Genomic DNA, 16,454 nt, shown 5'->3' with positions numbered 1-16,454 from the left:
CACCATCCTGAGAGCCAACTAATGGGCGACTGATATATCAGTTGTTGCGGTAACGTATGGGAGCTCGACGAACAGGTCAAGGGGGCACCATGCAGCAGGCGGCGACCGCATCCGACGGCGAGGAACTCTCCCTCGCCGAACGCGCCTACCGCGCCATCCGCGACCTGCTGGTCATGCTGGAGATCCGCCCGGGCGCGCCGATCCACGAGGAGCAACTGGCGCAGTCCCTCGGCGTCGGACGCACCCCCGTGCGCGAGGCGCTCAAGCGACTCCAGTACGAGCGCCTGATCACGACCTACCCCCGACGCGGCACCTTCGCCACCGACGTCAACATCACCGACCTCGCCCATATCTCCGAGGTGCGCCTGGAGTTGGAGCCGCTGGCCGCCGCCCAGGCGGCGCGACGCGCCACGGCCACCGACCGCACGAACCTCACGACCCTGCGCCGGGAACTCACCACCGCGGCCGCCCGCCCCCTCGACGCCGTCGACCTCATGCACCTGGACCTCCAGGTCCACCGCGCCATCTACACCGCGACCCACAACCCGTACCTGGAGGACACCCTCGTACGGCACGACAACCTGGCCACCCGCATCTGGTGCCTGTTCATCGACCGCCTCTCCGACATGGCCGGCCACGTCGAGGAACACGGGCCGCTGATCGAGGCGATCGTCGCCGGCAACCCGGACAAGGCGGCACGGCTCGCCCGCGGTCACGTCGAGGGCTTCGAGCGGGCGATTCGCCACGCCATTTGAGGACGGGGAGTTGGGCGTGCGGGCTGGTCCGGGTGGCGGTCAGCTCACCACGGCTCGATGACGAGCCTCGCGGATGACCTGATCGGCGGTTTGGTCAGGGGTGAGAGCCGCGGTGTCGAACCACCAGCCACATGCGCCGAGTTCGCGCTTCATGTCGGCGTCGAGAGCTTCATAGCCGTCGAAGTCGAACCGCTCGCGTGGGTCCCGGATCGTGTTGCGGTACCGGCACACCTCAATGCCGGGCGTGAGGACGACGAACAGGACCTGCCGAGCCGGGAGGAGGCTCACGAAGAAGTCCAACTGCCTGCGGTCGGGGATCACCCAGTCGATCACAGGCGTGAAACCGGCGTCGGAGACGTTGTTCGCCAGCACGCACAGGTTGCGGTTGCACAGGTCCACTTGCCGCGCCGCCTCGTCGGCCGGCTCGCCAAGGGCCCCGACCCGACCGCCGACGATGAGCCTGCTGATCTGGTCACCGTCGATCCGCGCGGAGCGTGGCAGCCGTGCGGCGACCAGCCGGGTCACCGTCGATTTCCCGGCCCCCGGCATCCCCGTCACGATCAGACAGCCCGGCCTCTCGGCAACGATCACGTCCGGAAGCCTGTCAAGGCGCCCGCTGGCCGGCAACCGCATTTCCAGCTGCGGGCGCCGAGTGGGCTGAACTCAGCCAAAAGCCATAGCACATGCTGGACGGACACGTACGGCTGACGATCTACTCTGCGCCATGGGTATACAACGGCATGCGGTGACCCCGCGCGAGGACTTCTCCCGCCTCTACTCGGCTGCCCAGGTGGATGCGGTCGCCGATTCGCTCAGCCGCCGGGCCGAGTTCCCCTACCAACTGACCTACCTCGGCGAGGGAAGCGAAATGTGGCGGGCGGGCGAAGTACCGTCCGACCCCGACCTCGTGCCGATGCTCCGTGACATCAACAGCCTCCTCACCCGGCACGCCGAGCAACTCCTCGCCCTTGCCCCGCCCTCGTCCCCCATACAGATCGTCGATCTCGGGCCGGGCACCACGCGTCCGGTACGCGGCCTGATCCGGCACCTGGTGGAGCGCACCCGCCTGGCCGGTTATCGCGCCGTCGACATCAGCGCCGAGATCCTCGAACTCGCCAGGGAGAACCTGCAATCCGAATTCCCGGACCACGCCGAGCACTTCGAGCTGTGGCAGGGCGACTTCACCGGGCCGGATCTCAAGCGGGTCCTGGCGCCCGAGCGCGCCTCCGGGCACCCCGGTGGCGATCCGTTCCGCTTCGTCATCATGGCCGGCGGGACGCTGTACAACTTCGCCGAACCGCACCAGGTCCTCCGCCACGTGCGCAGCGCCATGAGCGACCACGACGTACTGCTCCTGACGCTGCGCATCGACATCGGCGCCGACAGGCCCGCGTTCATGAAGCAGGTCAAGGTCGGAGACGCACACAAGCCGCAGCAGCTCGCGGGACTGGACCTGCTTGCCATCGACCGCTCCTGGTACGTCACCGAATCGGGGTTCGACCGGGCGCGCAGCGAAATCTTCGTCCGCGCACGGTTCCTGGAGCCGGTCACCGTGACCTTCGACGCCGCAGGGGGCAGCCGCACGGTGTCGTTCGAGCCGGACGACACCGTGGTGGTCTGGCGCTACCTCTACCAGGACAGTGCGGCGGTGGCCGACCAACTCGCCGACTGTGGGCTCCAGGTGCGCCTGCTCGAACGCGGCCAGGGCAGCCACGTAGTCCTCGTCGCCGCGACTCCGACGCCCTGAACGCCCCTGCCCGTGGCCGGACTTGGGGCCCGCACTCGATCCGGACGAGGTCCGCTCGGTAGGGCCGGGCATCGGCCGGATTCGGTGAGAATCCGGTCTGGTACCCACCGACGTGAGTGCCGCCACCGCCGTTCGCGACGCCGAGAGCGGGGTGGCGCGCACATGTCGGGAGGGGACGGGGCACCTGCCGGCCCCGTCCCCCGAGCTCCCTCGCTGCGTCAGCGCGTCACCTGGACGGTTGGGCGCAGGGTGGCTGTCAGGCGGGTCAGTAGGTGTTCGGCGGGCGGCAATACCCACGGGGAGAGGGCGGCGGCGCCGACGCCTGCGCCGACCCCGGTCCAGGCGACCGGGCCCAGTGGTGTGCACCCGAAGAAGTGGCTGACCACGGGTGTCTGGACGATGCCGGCCAGGACGAGGGCGGAGCCGAAGGCGGTCGCCATCACCAGGGGGCTGCGCTGTCGGCCCCTGATGGTCTGGGTGAGTTGGGCTCCGACCACTCCGCACAGTGCCATGGTGCTGGTCCGCCGGGCCGAGCCCGGGGTGAGCCGGCCGACCAGCCATGCCGTGGTCGCGCCCAGCCCGGTGACCAGGCCGCGTTGGCGGATCTGCCGGGTCAGCGGGGCACCGAGGGCGGCGATGCCCACCGGCGCATCGCCGGGCAGGGACGTTTCTTCGCCCGGCTCCTCGTCCTGCGGGGTGACCGCCACGGCCATCGCCGGGAACATGTCGGTGAGGAGGTTGACCAGCAGCAACTGCCGTGTGGACAGCGGGGAGGCGCCGTCGAGCAGGGTGCCGAGCACGGTGAAGCCGACCTCGCCGAAGTTGCCGCCGATCAGGATGCTGATGGCATCGGCCACGCTCCGCCACAGGGCCCGGCCCTCGGCCACGGCGTCGACGAGGACGGACAGTTCGTCCCCCGTGATGACCAGGTCCGCCGCGTTGCGCGCCGCGGCCGATCCGCGTGCCGCGATGCCGACACCGACGTCGGCGGCGCGGATCGCCGCGGCGTCGTTCGCGCCGTCGCCGACCATGGCCACCACGCGCCCCGCTTCCCGGAGCGCCTCGATGACCTGGAGCTTCTGCTCAGGGGCGACGCGGGCCACCACGCCGCAGTCCCGCAGGAGTTCGGCCCGGCCGGCCCGGTCGAGGGCGGACAGCCGGTGACCGGTGACCACGGTGACGTCCTGCGGCCAGCCCAGGGCCACCGCGATGGCCCGGGCGGTCTGCGGGTGGTCGCCGGTGAGGATCACCGGTCGTAGCCCGGCCTGGCGCAGCCCGGCCACCAGTGGAGCGGAGCCGGCCCGCGGAGTGTCGGCCAGTGCCACGAACCCCAGGAACTCCAGCCGTGTCAGGGGCTCGTCCAGCGCGTCGGGCGCTTCGTCGGGAGCGAGCCGGCGCCGGGCGACGGCCAGCACGCGCAGCCCTTGGCTTGCCAGGGAGTGTGCGCTCTCCTCCGCATCGGCGGGGACGTCCGCGCAGCACGGCAGCACGACTTCCGGTGCACCCTTGATCACCATCAGGTGCGCGCCACCGTCCGCGGTGTGCTGTCCGAGGGCGGCGGCGTAGCCGCGGCTGGCTTCGAAGGGCTGGGCGTCGATCTGCAGCCAGTCCGGGTCGTCCTGGGCCGCGGCCAGGACGGCTTCGTCGGTGGCGTGTGCGTGCACTCCCGTCTCGTCGGGGCGCGGGCAGGCACGGGCCGCGGCCTGCAACACCGCGGCGGCTTCGGGGGCGTTGGCGGCGTGGGTGACGCCCTGGGCGGTGACGAGGTGCACGACGTGCAGCCGGTTCTCGGTCAGGGTGCCGGTCTTGTCGAAGCAGATGGTGTCGATACGGCCCAGCGCCTCCAGGGTGCGCGGGGTGCGCACCAGTACCCCGCGCCTGCTGAGCCGGCGCGCCGCAGCCATCTGCGCGACCGTCGCCACGAGCGGGAGACCTTCCGGGACCGCCGCCACGGCCACCGCCACGCCGCCACCGACGGCTTCGCGTACCGGGCGCCCGCGCAGCAGGGACAGTGCGGTGACGGCCGCCCCGCCGGCGAGGGTGAGCGGCAGCACCCTCTTCGTCAGTTCCTGCAACCGTGCCTGTACCCCGGCCGCGGCCGGAGCCCGCGAGGCCAGGGACGCGGCGCGTCCGGCCTGGGTCTGGTCACCGGTGCCGACCACGACGGCCCGGCCGCGGCCCGCGACCACGGTCGTGCCTTCGTAGACCATGCAACTGCGGTCCGCCACGGCCGCGCGTGGTGTGGGGGCCACCTGTTTGCGGGTCGGCAACGACTCGCCCGTCAGGGCGGATTCGTCGACCTCCATGTCGACGGCTGCCAGGAGTCGGGCATCGGCGGGCACCACGTCGCCGGTGGCCAGTTCGATCAGGTCGCCTGGCTTCAGCCGGGCGGCGTCGACGACCGCCGTCGCCCCCGCCCGGGAGTCGGTGATGCGCCGGGCCGTCTGTCGCTGGCCCACCGCGAGGGCGGCCAACGCGCGCTCGGCGCGCACTCGTTGCACCCCGCCCACCATGGCGTTCATTCCCAACGCCCCGGTGACCAGGAGGGCGTCGACGGTGGACCCGAGGACCGCCGAGGCTGCCGCGCCGACCGCGAGCACGGGGGTGAGGGGGTCGTCGAGTTCCGCGCGCACGGCCGCGACCAAGGACATCGTGAGGCGCGCCGGGGCGAAGACCGGTAATCGGGCCGCGGCATCCGCGCCGGTGCGCAGCCGCGACAGCATCGTGGGGGCGGTTCGGGGCATGCTGGCCAGCCGGGACAGTGCCTCGTCGGGGTGCAGGGCGTGCCACGGTACGCGCGGACCCGGGTGGGGCGCTCGGCGGCCGAGCGAGCCGTACGCGGCCCGCCACCCCGAGAACAGGGCCGCACCGGCCGCCGCGTTGACGGGGCTGAGCCGGACCCCGGTCGGCAGGAGCATGCGTCGGGCGGGCGAGCCTCCCGTGACCACCAAGAGCCCGGACAGCGCCGTCCCGGACTGAGCGAGGACCGTGGAACGACGGCTGACGGAGCGCGCGGCAGAGGTGGCTGCCAGCAGCCGCCGCACTCCCTCCAGACCGTTCAGCGCCAGGACATCGGCATCCCAGACCACCGTGCTGCGCCCATCGGTGACGGACACGGCGAGATCACCGGCCAGCAGCCCCGCGAGCACCTTGTGGCTCCCGGCGTCCTCGTGGTCGATGCGCGTGACGGTCACCACCACTTTGCCGTCGTCCTGCAGCCCGCGCACGACCTCGGCCAACGGCCGTTCGGGGGCGACGACCGTGTCCGCCAGTGACGCGAAGTCGCCGAGGGAGGGGTCGTCCACCATCACGACGTTCAGGCCGGCCCGGCGGGCGGCGTCCAACACCGACTCGGCTCGCGGGTCGAGCTCCCACCCGACGAGCACGGTGCCGATGTCCTCCCCACCCGTGGAGGCGATCATCAAACCGGTGTCCGCCGGCTCGTTGTCGGAGGCCAAACGGAGGCTCACCGCAGGCCGGTTGGCGCCACCGGCCGCGTCGTCGACGCCGCGCAGCGCCGCGGTCGCGGCGTGCCAGAGCCGGTCGTGGTCCCACGAAGACGTGCCGGGGTCGACGTCGAGGACCGTCCGCCGTGGGCTGCGCAGGGCTCCGGGGTGCAGAACCACGGTGTCCACGAGTTCCAGTCGGCGCAGCCGCTCGACGCTGCGGACCAGCACTCCGCCCTGGGCCAGGGCGCTGCCCACGGCGGCCGTGAAGGCCGTGGGGCCGTAGCGTGCCGCCTTCGGTGATCCGGCCAGGACCGCTTCCGCGGCACCGGCCAGGCTGCGGGTGAACACCAGCGTTGCGGCTGCTCCCACGAGGCTTCCCGTGACCGCGGTGTCGGCGTACTCCTCGCCCGGATTCCGCCGGAGCGGTGGCCGGGACAGCCCGGCCCCGGACAGGCTCGGCCGGTCCGGCAGGCAGAGGCTGTCGTGTGCGGCGTCGAACGCGGCGGCTCGGGCCAGCGCCTCCGCCAACTGCCCCGTCCGCAGCGCCCCGTCCAGCACGAGCGCGGTCGGCGACTGGCCCAGACCGTGCGTGGCGGCGTTGACCGCGGCCAGCACCAGGTCGGTGCCGGTCGTACCGAGCCGGCGGCGCAGCACGTCGCGGACCCGGGAGTCCTCCCGGAGCAGCGTCACCGCCGCGGTGACCAGCCGCGGCGACTTCTGCAACCGCATCACCTGTGTCGTCAACGCCGTGGCGATGCCCGCCGCGTCGCAGGCCAGGACCATCGCCGCAGCACGCACATCGGCGGCGCTCCCCGGGTGCGGAAGGTGTGGTTCCGCCGTCCCGTCGGAGTCTTCCAGTCCGTACCGGGCGGCCAGCTCCGTCGCCCGGCGTTCGACGGTGCCGACCAGGGCCTCGTCGGTCGCCCGCACCACCAGCCGGGACAGCCTGCCGTCCCAATAGGCAAGGAGGACATCGGGATGCTCCAGCAAGGCGGCGGCCACCTTCTCCGCAGCCTCCTCCAGGGGCGCAGTATCGGCGGCCCCGGGGTGCGGACGCAGGGGCAGTTGCAGACGGCTGCCGGCCCGCCAGCAACCGTCCGCAGGGGCAAGCGCGTTGCGGGCTACCCGGGCCATGCGCACGGCCGTCGCCGACGCCTCGGCCGCGGCGCTCGCCGCGGTGCGCACGCCGGTGGAGGAGAGTTCGGCAGCGCCTCGCCGGAGCGCGTCGGCCGGGGAAGCGAGATGCGTGACGACCCGGGCCGGAACGGCGAGCGCCACACCGAGGCCGGCCGCAGGCAGGCCGGTCAGTAATCGCAGAACCACTGTCCTACTTTCGCGAGAGAGCCACACCGGTCGGGACCGCGGTGCGGGGAGAAAGAGCCATGCCCGGGACGGCCGGGCGGCCGACGGATTGGTGGCGGGCGGGTCAGCCGGCCGCCTGCCTCGACGGCGTTTCGGCGTCGATCGGCACCGCGCCGTCGCGCCGGCCGTGCGCCTGCGGCGATCGCGACTTCCGCGCGCCCTTCGCCCGCTTGTCGGCAGTGGCAGGGGCCGTTGCCGACCGCTGCTGTGCACCGGTCGGCACGGCGTCTGCCCCGTCGCTCTTACCGGGGTTCTGCTGAGTCAGCCACACGACCGCGGCGCCTGCGGCCGCCACCGGCCACTCGACCAAGCCCACCGCACCCAGGATGCCGACACCGGCATACACCGCGACCCGACGCGTCGCGGGAGACACCGAACCGACCACCTCCAAGGCCCCGTCCAAGGCCCCTTTCGCCAGGGAGGCACCGGGGACGTGGTTCACCACCGCCTGTACCGCCCCCATGGGGCCCGAGCGCTCCACCGGGCGCGACGAGGACGGGGGAGGTAAATGGGCGCTCTCGCTCACAAGATCTCCTGTTTCCGGTACGAACACGTCACCAACTCGCCGTGTTCCCTTGGCGTTTACCTACGTCGCCTACGGTCTCCGTAAACGTGCCTTGACGCTGTCCGTGCTTGACAGTGTCCGTGCGCGTTCGTGATTCTCGACATGTGCAGCACCTCGTTAGGTGAGGCGTCTGCGCGGACACAGGCCGCTGACCCCGAACGTCGAGAGACGCCCCGGGTCAGGACAGCTCGCCCCGGATTAAGGGGTGCGCCCAAGCGGCTGCCCGGCCAACGTCGGCCGGGAATACGCCGCGCAGTGCTGAAGCTGTGACGAGAGAGGTGCCTACCCGCGTCGCGGAGGCTCCTCGGCCCATGTCCGGCACCCACGGGTGCCCAGGCCGCGAGGAGGTGAGGGGCTTGAGTCCCTGGCATAGTCCGGACCCCGTTTTTCCCAGGCCGACCCGCCCGTCACCGCCCGGCCGCCGCTGACGCCGCTCACCCCCCTCCACACGCCGCCCCTGCCCGCGAGGCGCTGAGGCACGGCGCGTGGTTGCTTCCTGCCGGTGTGCGCGGCCGGGCCCGTTCCCCCTCGGAGCCTGCTGTGCGCATTCACCTGACATGGCCCAACCTGGCCGCTACCGGCCTCACCCTCGCCGTACCCGACATCACCCCCGACGCGCTACGCCCCCTGCTGCGGCGGGCGTTGGCCCATGCCGGGCCCGTCGTGTCCAGTGCCGCCGACGCGGCGGGTGCGGGCCCCCTCGCCCGTCTGATGCTCCCGCTCGCCGTCTGCGTGGTGCAGCAGGCGCTCGCAGGCCCCGCGCACACTCCGGAACGCGCCCCCGGTGGCGGCTCACCCCAGGGGGCACAGTCTTAACCCCCGCACCTTCGCCAACCCCACTCCCCCGATCTCGTGCACCCTCCAGCAGCTCCTGGCGTTGTTCAGGCGAACCATGCGCCCGCGTAAGGGCGTTGACGCGGGGACAGTGCCGCGCCAACACCGATGCTCCGACGATCGGTCGCCCGGAGTCCCCACGGCAGACCGCATGGCGCGATGTCGGCCCAACTTCCCGCTGAGGCCGGCGCGTAGAAACACTAAAGATGCGCCGCCGTATACCCCGACGGCGTCAACTTAACCAATTCTTCTCGCCGTTCCGACGCACGTAGCGACTGCCGGAGTCGCGGCCGCATGCGCCTTCACATCAAATCGCGGCCCCACAGCGGCGATTCATCGAACACGCAACGCAAAGGCCGGAGCCCACCCACATCACAACAGAGCAAAAAGTAAGACAACCCTCCGATGACTTTCAGAGAATGGCGCGGAGCGCCGCCTTGCGCCCCATGTCGCACACACCGTGCCGGGCCGCACACGCCGTGTCGAAGCGTCCCCAACGGCGCTCCCGCAAGCGAGGTTTGAGGAGTAATTTGTGCCGGCTGAACACGCCGATCATGCCGATACCGAAGCCGCGAGCCGAAACTCGCTGAAAGTTGAAGAAATAACCGTCACCAACCCTGATGTGACGAGAAGGGCGATTGGCGCAGCGGCGATCGGAAACGTCACCGAGTGGTTCGACTTCGGTGTCTTCGCCAACCTGACCCCCGTGCTCACCGCGGTCTTCTTCACCGGCGCGGGTCAGACCATCGGCACGATCGGCACCCTCGGCCTGTTCGCCGTCGCCTTCCTGGTGCGCCCGATCGGCGGCATGTTCTTCGGCCCGCTCGGCGACCGCATCGGCCGCACCAAGGTCCTCTCCATCACCGTCATCATGATGGCCATCGGCACCTTCGCCATCGCCTTCATCCCCGGTTACGAGACCATGGGACCGGCCGCTCCCCTGCTGATGTTGCTCGCGCGGCTGATCCAGGGATTCTCCACCGGTGGTGAGTACGGCGGGGCGATGACCTTCATCGCCGAATACGCCCCCGACAAGAAGCGCGGATTCCTGGGCAGTTGGCTGGAGTTCGGCACCCTGACCGGCTATCTGTTCGGTGGAGTGGCCGGCCTGGTCATCCAACTGCCCGGCGTGATGTCCCACGAGGCCCTGCTCTCCTGGGGTTGGCGCATACCGTTCCTCATCTCCGGCCCCATCGGCGTCATCGGTCTCTACCTCCGCCTGAAATTGGAGGACACTCCGGCCTTCCAGGCGGTGGTCGCGGAGACCAAGGGCCGCGAGGGCAACCAGACCCTGAAGGAGATCCGCAGGATCTTCACCAACTACTGGCGGCCGATGCTGGTCTGTATGGGCCTGGTGCTGGTCTTCAACGTGGTCAACTACATGCTCACCACGTACATGTTGGAGTACATCGCCAAGTTCGCCCCCTCGGTGAGCGCCACCTGGGCACAGATCCTGGAGATCTCCGTCCTGGCCTTGGGCATGGTGCTCATCACCTTCGTCGGCCGGCTCTCCGACCGCATCGGCCGCAAGCCGGTGATGTACTTCGGCTGCGGCATGCTGATCCTGCTCGGCGTGCCCTCGGTGCTCCTGATCCAACAGAACACGCTGACCTCCGTCTTGCTCGGTCTGGCCCTGATGTCGTTGATGCTGCTCTGCTTCAACAGCACCGTCCCCTCCGCGCTGCCCGCACTGTTCCCGACCGAGATCCGGTACGGCGGCCTGTCGATCGGCTTCAACCTCTCGGTCTCGCTGTTCGGTGGCACCACCGCCGTCATCAACGCCCTCCTGGTGGAGGCCACCGGAGACGTCAACGTGCCCGGCTACTACCTGATGGCCGCCGGCGCGATAGGCGCCGTCGCCTGCTACTTCGCGGCGGAGTCCGCCCGCCGTCCCCTGCCCGGCTCCGCCCCCGCGGTGGAATCCGTGGAGGAGGCCCGCGAGTTGGCCCGCACGGGACTCCCCGCACGCTGAACCAGCGCTCCCTCCCGGCCCGGGGCCACGCCACAGCCGCCGTCTGACGCTTCGGCGGTGGGCTCCGGGCCCTTCCATGCCAACCAGCAACGAGCGGCTTCGCCCGGCATCCGTAGCACGCCCGACGGCGTTACACCCGAAGCCGCCCGACGTCATCCGTCCGCGGCCGAACGACGCCGTGGCCGCCCTGACACCCCCGTCCTTCACCACAAGCCCTCGCGTGACTCGGCCGCGCTGGTCGTCGTTAGCACCGGTGATGTCTGAGCGACTGCCCGCCGAAGGTCCCCCCGTTGCGGTCATCGGCGCCGGCCCCAGCGGCCTGGCCACCGCTGCCATGCTCGCCCGCCTCCGCGTACCGGTAGTCGTCCTGGAACGCGGCGACCACGCCGGCACGAGTTGGGCCGATCGCTACGACCATCTACGGCTGCACACCACACGGGGCTCGTCGGGACTTCCCGGACTCAAGTTGCCCAAACAAGGCGGCACTTGGACGGGCCGGGACGAGTATGTGCGGTACCTGGAGCGGTACCGCGCCCTGCACCGCCTTGACGTGCGAACCGGGACCGCCGTCCACCGCATCGAGCGCTCTTCGTTCCCCGGCACACGGTGGCGCGTCCACACCTCCTCCGGCCCCCTCCCGGTCCGGGCCGTGGTCGTGGCGACCGGACGCAGTCACACGCCCCACCTCCCCAACTGGCCCGGCCGCGACGGGTTCACCGGCACGTTCCTGCACTCCGCCGAGTACCGCAACCCCGCCCCCTACCGCGGGCGATCCGTCCTGGTGGTGGGCGCCGGCAACAGCGGTACGGAGATCGCGGCCCTGCTCGCCCAGCACGCAACCGAATGGGTATGGATCGCGGTACGCACTCCACCCAACATCCTCCCCCGCAGCTCCAGCCGTTGGCATCTGCTCGGGCGGGTGACGGAGCACCTCCCCCTCGCCTGGCGCGACCGCTCCGCCCTCCTGACGCAGCGCTACGCGCTGCCGAACATGGCCTCGTTCGGCATCCCCCGGCCCCGCACCGGACCCTTCGTCCGCAATGCGCGCGAGGGCGTGAATCCCGTGCTGGACCACGGTTTCGTGGCGGCGGTACGGTCGGGACTGGTGGAGCCGGTCGCCGCGGTCGCCGCCTTCGACGGCCCCCGCGCGCTGCTCGCCGACGGCACCCACCTCACCCCCGACGTGGTCATCGCCGCCACCGGCTACCGTCCCCATCTCGACGCCCTCCTCCCCGGCCTCGACGTCCTCAACGACGCCGGCTACCCCACCGTCCACGGCCGCCTGACCCACCCCACCGCGCCCCACCTGTACTTCGCCGGCTTCACCAACCCCCTGAGCGGCGCGTTGCACCAGGTGGGCGTCGAGGCCCGGGCCATCGCCCGCACCATCGCCCGAGGGCCAGGCACCACGCCCTCCGTGCCCCGCCCCCGGGACGGCCATCACGGCCGCTGACGCCGCAGAGGGGGCGCACCCAAGAGCCCCCGGCCTCCAGGCGTCCGCCCTCAGCCAGTCAACGTCTCCACGAGCCAGGCAGTGCCTCCCACCAACACCCCGTACCCGGGGATGGCGAGCAGCGGCCAGGGAACGGGGCGCGGAACCAACACCCTGGCGTGGAAGGCGAGGTCACGGTACTCGGGCATGCCCTCGGTGCCAGGCAGCGTCATGAAGCGCGGCCGTACCGTGCAGAACAGCAGCCAGTCGATGACCAACAGGTCGAAGAGGGTGAGGGCCAGGAAGCCGACGGTGCCCAAGGCGAACGGCGGCACGAACCCCAGGCGACCGTCCACCCGGCCCTGGAGGTCGAGCACGCCGGCCACCGGAACGGCCACGAAGAGCAGCAGATTGAGCAGGCCGGCCACGGTCGCCGTCCGTCTGCCGCGCGTGCTCTACTCCCCGTACCGCTCCCTGATCGCCGGCGGGTAGTCGGAAAGCAGAGCGTCCCGTGCCACGAGCAGGGAGCCGATGACGACCAACGTGAACAGGGCTGCCAGGACGAGTGCGTACCCCATACTGACGCGAGCGACTTCTAACCAAGTCATGGAGAGGTTCATGCCGTCCGAGCGTAAACCCTGCCCGGGAAAGCTCGGTCAGGTGCTCGGGAGGACAAAAGGTAACAGCCGCTCCTGGAGGGGGTGTTGATCTGAGCGGTGCACGCTCAGGGCGCACGCCCAGGGCGGATGCGGGGGCCGGCCCAAGGGTGGGCTTGACCACCGGTCGGTAGCAGTGCAGCTCACCGGCCCGGCCAACTCCCCGGACGATCGGGAGCGCGTGGGACGATTGGTTGTCACGTGTCCCGGTTCGTGCATCCCCAGGTTGTCGCCATGCCGGGGTATCCGCTTGGATCGCCTTCTGTGAGTACCTTCCAGCCGCCGCCTCCGCCCAACCAGCCCCAGCCCGGTCCCGGCTTCGGTCCCCCGCAACCGCACTACGGTCAGCCGCAGGGCGTACCGCCCCAGCCGTATCCTCCGCAGGCCCCCGTACCCCCTTACGGGGCGCCGCAGCCGATGCCACCGCAGATGGGCATGCGACAGGGCCCGCCCCCGCACGCGCTCGCGTCCCCCGGCATGCGCCTGCTCGCCCGCTTCCTCGACTACCTGATCGCCGCCGTGTTGATCGGAGGTGCCTGGGTGCCGGCGACCATCTGGATGTCCAGCACGTTCAAGGCCGGAGACCACCGCGGGGTGCCCATCGTTCTCGGTCTCTTCGCCTGGACGCTGCTCGTCGGCCTGTTCTTCGAACCGCTGACGATGGCGATGGGCGGCACCATCGGCAAAGCCATCTGTGGCGTGCGCGTCGTCAAGGTCGAAACCGGTGAGAAGCTGGGCTTCGGTCACGCCCTGGGTCGTTGGCTGGCCTATCTGGGCATCGGCATGGTGCCGGTCCTCGGCCTGATCAACGTGTTGTCGTGCATCTGGAACGAGCCGTTCCGACAGTGCATGCACGACAAGGCCGCCAACACCGCGGTCATCAAACGCCGCCTGCAGTGACACACCGGCCCCGGCACATCCATCGGTGACGCCGAGCAGGGCAGGACAGGACAGACACGACCTGCTGGGTGTTGGGCGGCTGGGCGGCTGCGAGGCGCCGGCCTGCCGAGGTCGGGTCGCCTTCCCCCCGGCGACGCTCGGCCGCAGGCGTCTGTCTCCAGGAACCTCGTCAGAGGCCCGTGTTCCGCCCCTGCTCGTGCGCACAACCCACAACCCACAACCCAACAGAACGGCGATCACGAGATTCGCGCCCACAACCTGGAGCGGCGCGACCAACGTCCGATAGCTTCCCCGGTTGGACCTGATGTCCGACAGCCTCAACGAGCCGCGGCAACCGGGGAGTTCACATGGCGTCATTCATCGAGCCGGCAGGCGGCACGCGCCGCACGAGAGGGGGCCGGCGGTGACCGCACACGCTTGGACCTTGCTGATCATCCTGGCGGCCGCCATCGGGGCGTTGGTCACGTTGATCAACTCACGGTTGCGGTTCCATCCGTTCACCGCCTTGATGCTCGTCTCGATCGGTGTCGGTCTGGCGGCCGGCGAATCCCCTACCCGTATCACCACGTCCCTGGAGCAGGGCGCCGGCAAGATCCTCGGCAACGTGGGTGTGACATTGGCCTTCGGCGCCATGTTGGGCCGGATCCTGTCGGACTCGGGAGCCACCGACAAGATCGCGCGGCTGGTCGTCGACCGCGCCGAGGGGCGCCGGCTTCCCTGGTACATGGCGGCCGCCGCGTTCGTCATCGGAATCCCGATGTTCTTCGAGATCGGGCTGATCGTGCTTCTCCCGCTGGTCTTCAGTGTGGCCCAACGCCTGGGCCACACAGGGAAGTTCAACGGCTCGCCCTACCTCTACCTGGCCGCTCCCACGATCGCGGCACTCTCGACGCTGCACGGCATGGTGCCCCCACACCCCGGGCCACTGATCGCGGTGCAGGGTCTGCACGCACATCTGGGCCTCACCATGCTGGTTGGTCTCGTCTGCGCGATTCCGACCGTCATCCTCGCCGGACCGGTCTACGGCCGATGGATCGCGCCACGACTCGCGGTGTACCCCGACAGCGAGTTGGTGGCCCAATTCGCCTACCGCGGCGCGACATCCGGCGGCGAAGGCAGGGCAGACCACGCGCCGCGCACTCAACCGCCGGCAACGGGCGATGGGGTCGCGTCGCCGACCAGGAACGCCGTCCCGACCGGGTTCGCGGTCACCGCGGTCCTCGTCCCCGTGGCGCTGATGCTGCTCAACACCCTGGCCGAACTCGCCCTCGCCAAGACCGATCCCCTGCGACCCGTGCTGGCCTTCACCGGCGAGCCGGTGATCGCCATGTTCGCCGGCTTCCTCGTCGCGCTCTTCGCCCTCGGCTACCGCAGCGGCATGCCCTCCGAGGCGATCCGTACGTCCTCGGCCGACAGCCTCAAGTCCGTCGCCGGCATCCTGTTGATCATCGCGGGCGGCGGAGCGTTCAACCAGATACTCGTGGACTCCGGCATCGGCAAGGCCGTTCAATCCGCGGCCACCGGCGCTCACCTCAACGTCCTCGTCCTCGGCTGGCTCGTGGCGCTGCTGCTCTCGTTCTCGACCGGATCAGTCACCGTGGGCATTGTCGCCGCGACCGGCATCCTCGCGCCCCTCACCGCAACCGGCGGAAGCCTGCACACCGCGCTGCTGGTCATCGCCATCGGCGCCGGCTCCATCGGCCTCAACTACGTCAATCACGCCGGATTCTGGCTGGTCAAGGAATCCTTCGGCATGACGCTGGGACAGGCCACTAAGTCACACACCGCCATCCAAACGATCGTCAGCGTCTGCGGGCTCGCCATGACCCTGCTCCTGTCGAACCTCACGTGACGACTACGTCTACGCCGGCACTGCCGCGACTGCACTGGATCAACTCGACGGGCCTACGGCAACTGGTCATCCGGTATGCGTGAGGCAACGACGACGGAGCTCGACCGCACGCTCGGACCGAACTCGGGCCCGTTCGCCGACCGTCCGCCACCCACCGCCCTCACGCGTGCGATGTCAGCGTGTGGTGTTCACCGTGTGGGTATAGGACGCGTCGGCGTCGTCGCTCTGTGGGCCTTGCCAGACCAGCACCCGCAAGGAGCGGCCATCGGCTTTGGCAGCGCCGATCCGTGTCGCTCGATGGGCCACGTCTGACTCCGTCACGAAGCGGCGCTCGGCGACCTGTTCGCCCTCGTCGATGGGCCACCACTGGTCGGGGGCGTCTTGCACGTCGACGCGCCAGGTGTACCGGACGTAGCGGCTGAGGACGTCATAGACACGTGCGGGCGCGAGGCCGATCGCCTCGGCGATGGCCGGCGCCCGCATGCCGCGCTGCGCTGCGCGCAGGATCACGACGGGGGTGGCGGCGACGACGGCCTCGCCGGCAACTCGCAGCGCCCACACGTCATGGAGGCCGAGTTCGTTGGCGAGCTGCTCCAGGTGGGCTTGCAGGTGTTCGGGGTCGCCGCACCGGCTTTCGTAGTTGTCGGCGATCCAACGCACATGGCGCAGTGGGTCGTCACCGTCGTCGGCGCCGTCACCGGCTCCGACGGTCGCGGCCCGGCGTTCGCGCGCGTACTGGTCGAATGCATCTATGACCTGGAGCATCAGCCGTGCGGAAGGCGCGGCGGATGACGTTCTTGTGGCCCCTAGCCGGTCGGGGGTGTGGTCGGCCATGCGCGCGATGCTAGCGGCCTGCCTTGCTGGCATATGTGGGGACACGTCGGTGTCACGCCACCGCGCCGCGAGGTGGCCTCGGCCCGGTGGCGCTCC

Annotated in this window: 13 protein-coding genes and 1 riboswitch; of the genes, 7 read left to right on the top strand and 6 right to left on the bottom strand. The window is 70.5% G+C overall.

From position 1 onward, the window contains the following. Positions 1-89: 89 nt before the first annotated feature. Positions 90-755: a GntR family transcriptional regulator gene (locus tag PV796_RS37110; protein WP_274918146.1), complete on the top strand. Its 666-nt coding sequence runs from the start codon at positions 90-92 to the stop codon at positions 753-755. Between the two features lie 39 nt (positions 756-794). Here PV796_RS37110 and PV796_RS37105 read toward each other — a convergent pair whose 3' ends face one another. Then, positions 795-1,382 carry an AAA family ATPase gene (locus PV796_RS37105; protein WP_446750652.1) on the bottom strand — a complete coding sequence of 196 codons (588 nt, stop codon included), beginning with the start codon at positions 1,380-1,382 and terminating at the stop codon, positions 795-797. 97 nt (positions 1,383-1,479) lie between these two features. On the opposite strand from PV796_RS37105, the gene PV796_RS37100 reads away from it, so the two are divergent. After that, entirely contained in the window at positions 1,480-2,502 is a 1,023-nt protein-coding gene (locus PV796_RS37100; protein WP_274918144.1) for an L-histidine N(alpha)-methyltransferase, read from the top strand. A gap of 218 nt (positions 2,503-2,720) precedes the next feature. Here PV796_RS37100 and PV796_RS37095 read toward each other — a convergent pair whose 3' ends face one another. Further along, entirely contained in the window at positions 2,721-7,274 is a 4,554-nt protein-coding gene (locus tag PV796_RS37095) for a cation-translocating P-type ATPase (RefSeq protein ID WP_274918143.1), read from the bottom strand. 103 nt (positions 7,275-7,377) lie between these two features. Continuing rightward, entirely contained in the window at positions 7,378-7,839 is a 462-nt protein-coding gene (locus tag PV796_RS37090; RefSeq protein ID WP_274918142.1) for a hypothetical protein, read from the bottom strand. 145 nt (positions 7,840-7,984) lie between these two features. Beyond that, positions 7,985-8,163, top strand: a riboswitch (M-box (ykoK) riboswitch). 255 nt (positions 8,164-8,418) lie between these two features. Here PV796_RS37090 and PV796_RS37085 point away from each other — a divergent pair. The 3 genes from PV796_RS37085 (at position 8,419) to PV796_RS37075 (ending at position 12,137) form a co-directional block, all read left to right on the top strand. Continuing rightward, positions 8,419-8,694 (top strand): hypothetical protein, encoded by a 276-nt coding sequence (locus tag PV796_RS37085; RefSeq protein ID WP_274918141.1) that lies wholly within the window; start codon positions 8,419-8,421, stop codon positions 8,692-8,694. A 640-nt stretch (positions 8,695-9,334) separates the two neighbouring features. After that, on the top strand, positions 9,335-10,684 hold the full coding sequence (locus PV796_RS37080) for an MFS transporter (RefSeq protein WP_274918140.1): 1,350 nt from the start codon (positions 9,335-9,337) through the stop codon (positions 10,682-10,684). A gap of 256 nt (positions 10,685-10,940) precedes the next feature. Beyond that, entirely contained in the window at positions 10,941-12,137 is a 1,197-nt protein-coding gene (locus PV796_RS37075; RefSeq protein WP_274918139.1) for a flavin-containing monooxygenase, read from the top strand. Between the two features lie 50 nt (positions 12,138-12,187). On the opposite strand, the gene PV796_RS37070 is transcribed toward PV796_RS37075, so the two are convergent. Next, positions 12,188-12,544, bottom strand: coding sequence for a hypothetical protein (locus PV796_RS37070; RefSeq protein ID WP_274918138.1), 357 nt, complete (start codon positions 12,542-12,544; stop codon positions 12,188-12,190). A gap of 27 nt (positions 12,545-12,571) precedes the next feature. Next, positions 12,572-12,694: a hypothetical protein gene (locus tag PV796_RS37065; protein ID WP_274918137.1), complete on the bottom strand. Its 123-nt coding sequence runs from the start codon at positions 12,692-12,694 to the stop codon at positions 12,572-12,574. Positions 12,695-13,249: 555 nt separating this feature from the next. On the opposite strand from PV796_RS37065, the gene PV796_RS42495 reads away from it, so the two are divergent. Both PV796_RS42495 and PV796_RS37055 read left to right on the top strand, forming a co-directional pair. Beyond that, on the top strand, positions 13,250-13,672 hold the full coding sequence (locus PV796_RS42495; protein ID WP_446750651.1) for an RDD family protein: 423 nt from the start codon (positions 13,250-13,252) through the stop codon (positions 13,670-13,672). Between the two features lie 403 nt (positions 13,673-14,075). Then, the gene (locus PV796_RS37055; protein ID WP_274918136.1) at positions 14,076-15,524 is read left to right on the top strand and encodes a GntP family permease; all 1,449 of its coding nucleotides are present in this window, start codon (positions 14,076-14,078) and stop codon (positions 15,522-15,524) included. A gap of 174 nt (positions 15,525-15,698) precedes the next feature. Here PV796_RS37055 and PV796_RS37050 read toward each other — a convergent pair whose 3' ends face one another. Continuing rightward, positions 15,699-16,358: a hypothetical protein gene (locus tag PV796_RS37050; RefSeq protein ID WP_274918135.1), complete on the bottom strand. Its 660-nt coding sequence runs from the start codon at positions 16,356-16,358 to the stop codon at positions 15,699-15,701. Between the last annotated feature and the right edge of the window lie 96 nt (positions 16,359-16,454).

It is taken from the genome of Streptomyces sp. WZ-12 (genome assembly GCF_028898845.1).
Taxonomy (GTDB): domain Bacteria; phylum Actinomycetota; class Actinomycetes; order Streptomycetales; family Streptomycetaceae; genus Streptomyces.
The sequence above is the reverse complement of the archived record's forward strand: the minus strand, read 5'-3'. Positions and strand labels throughout refer to the sequence as shown.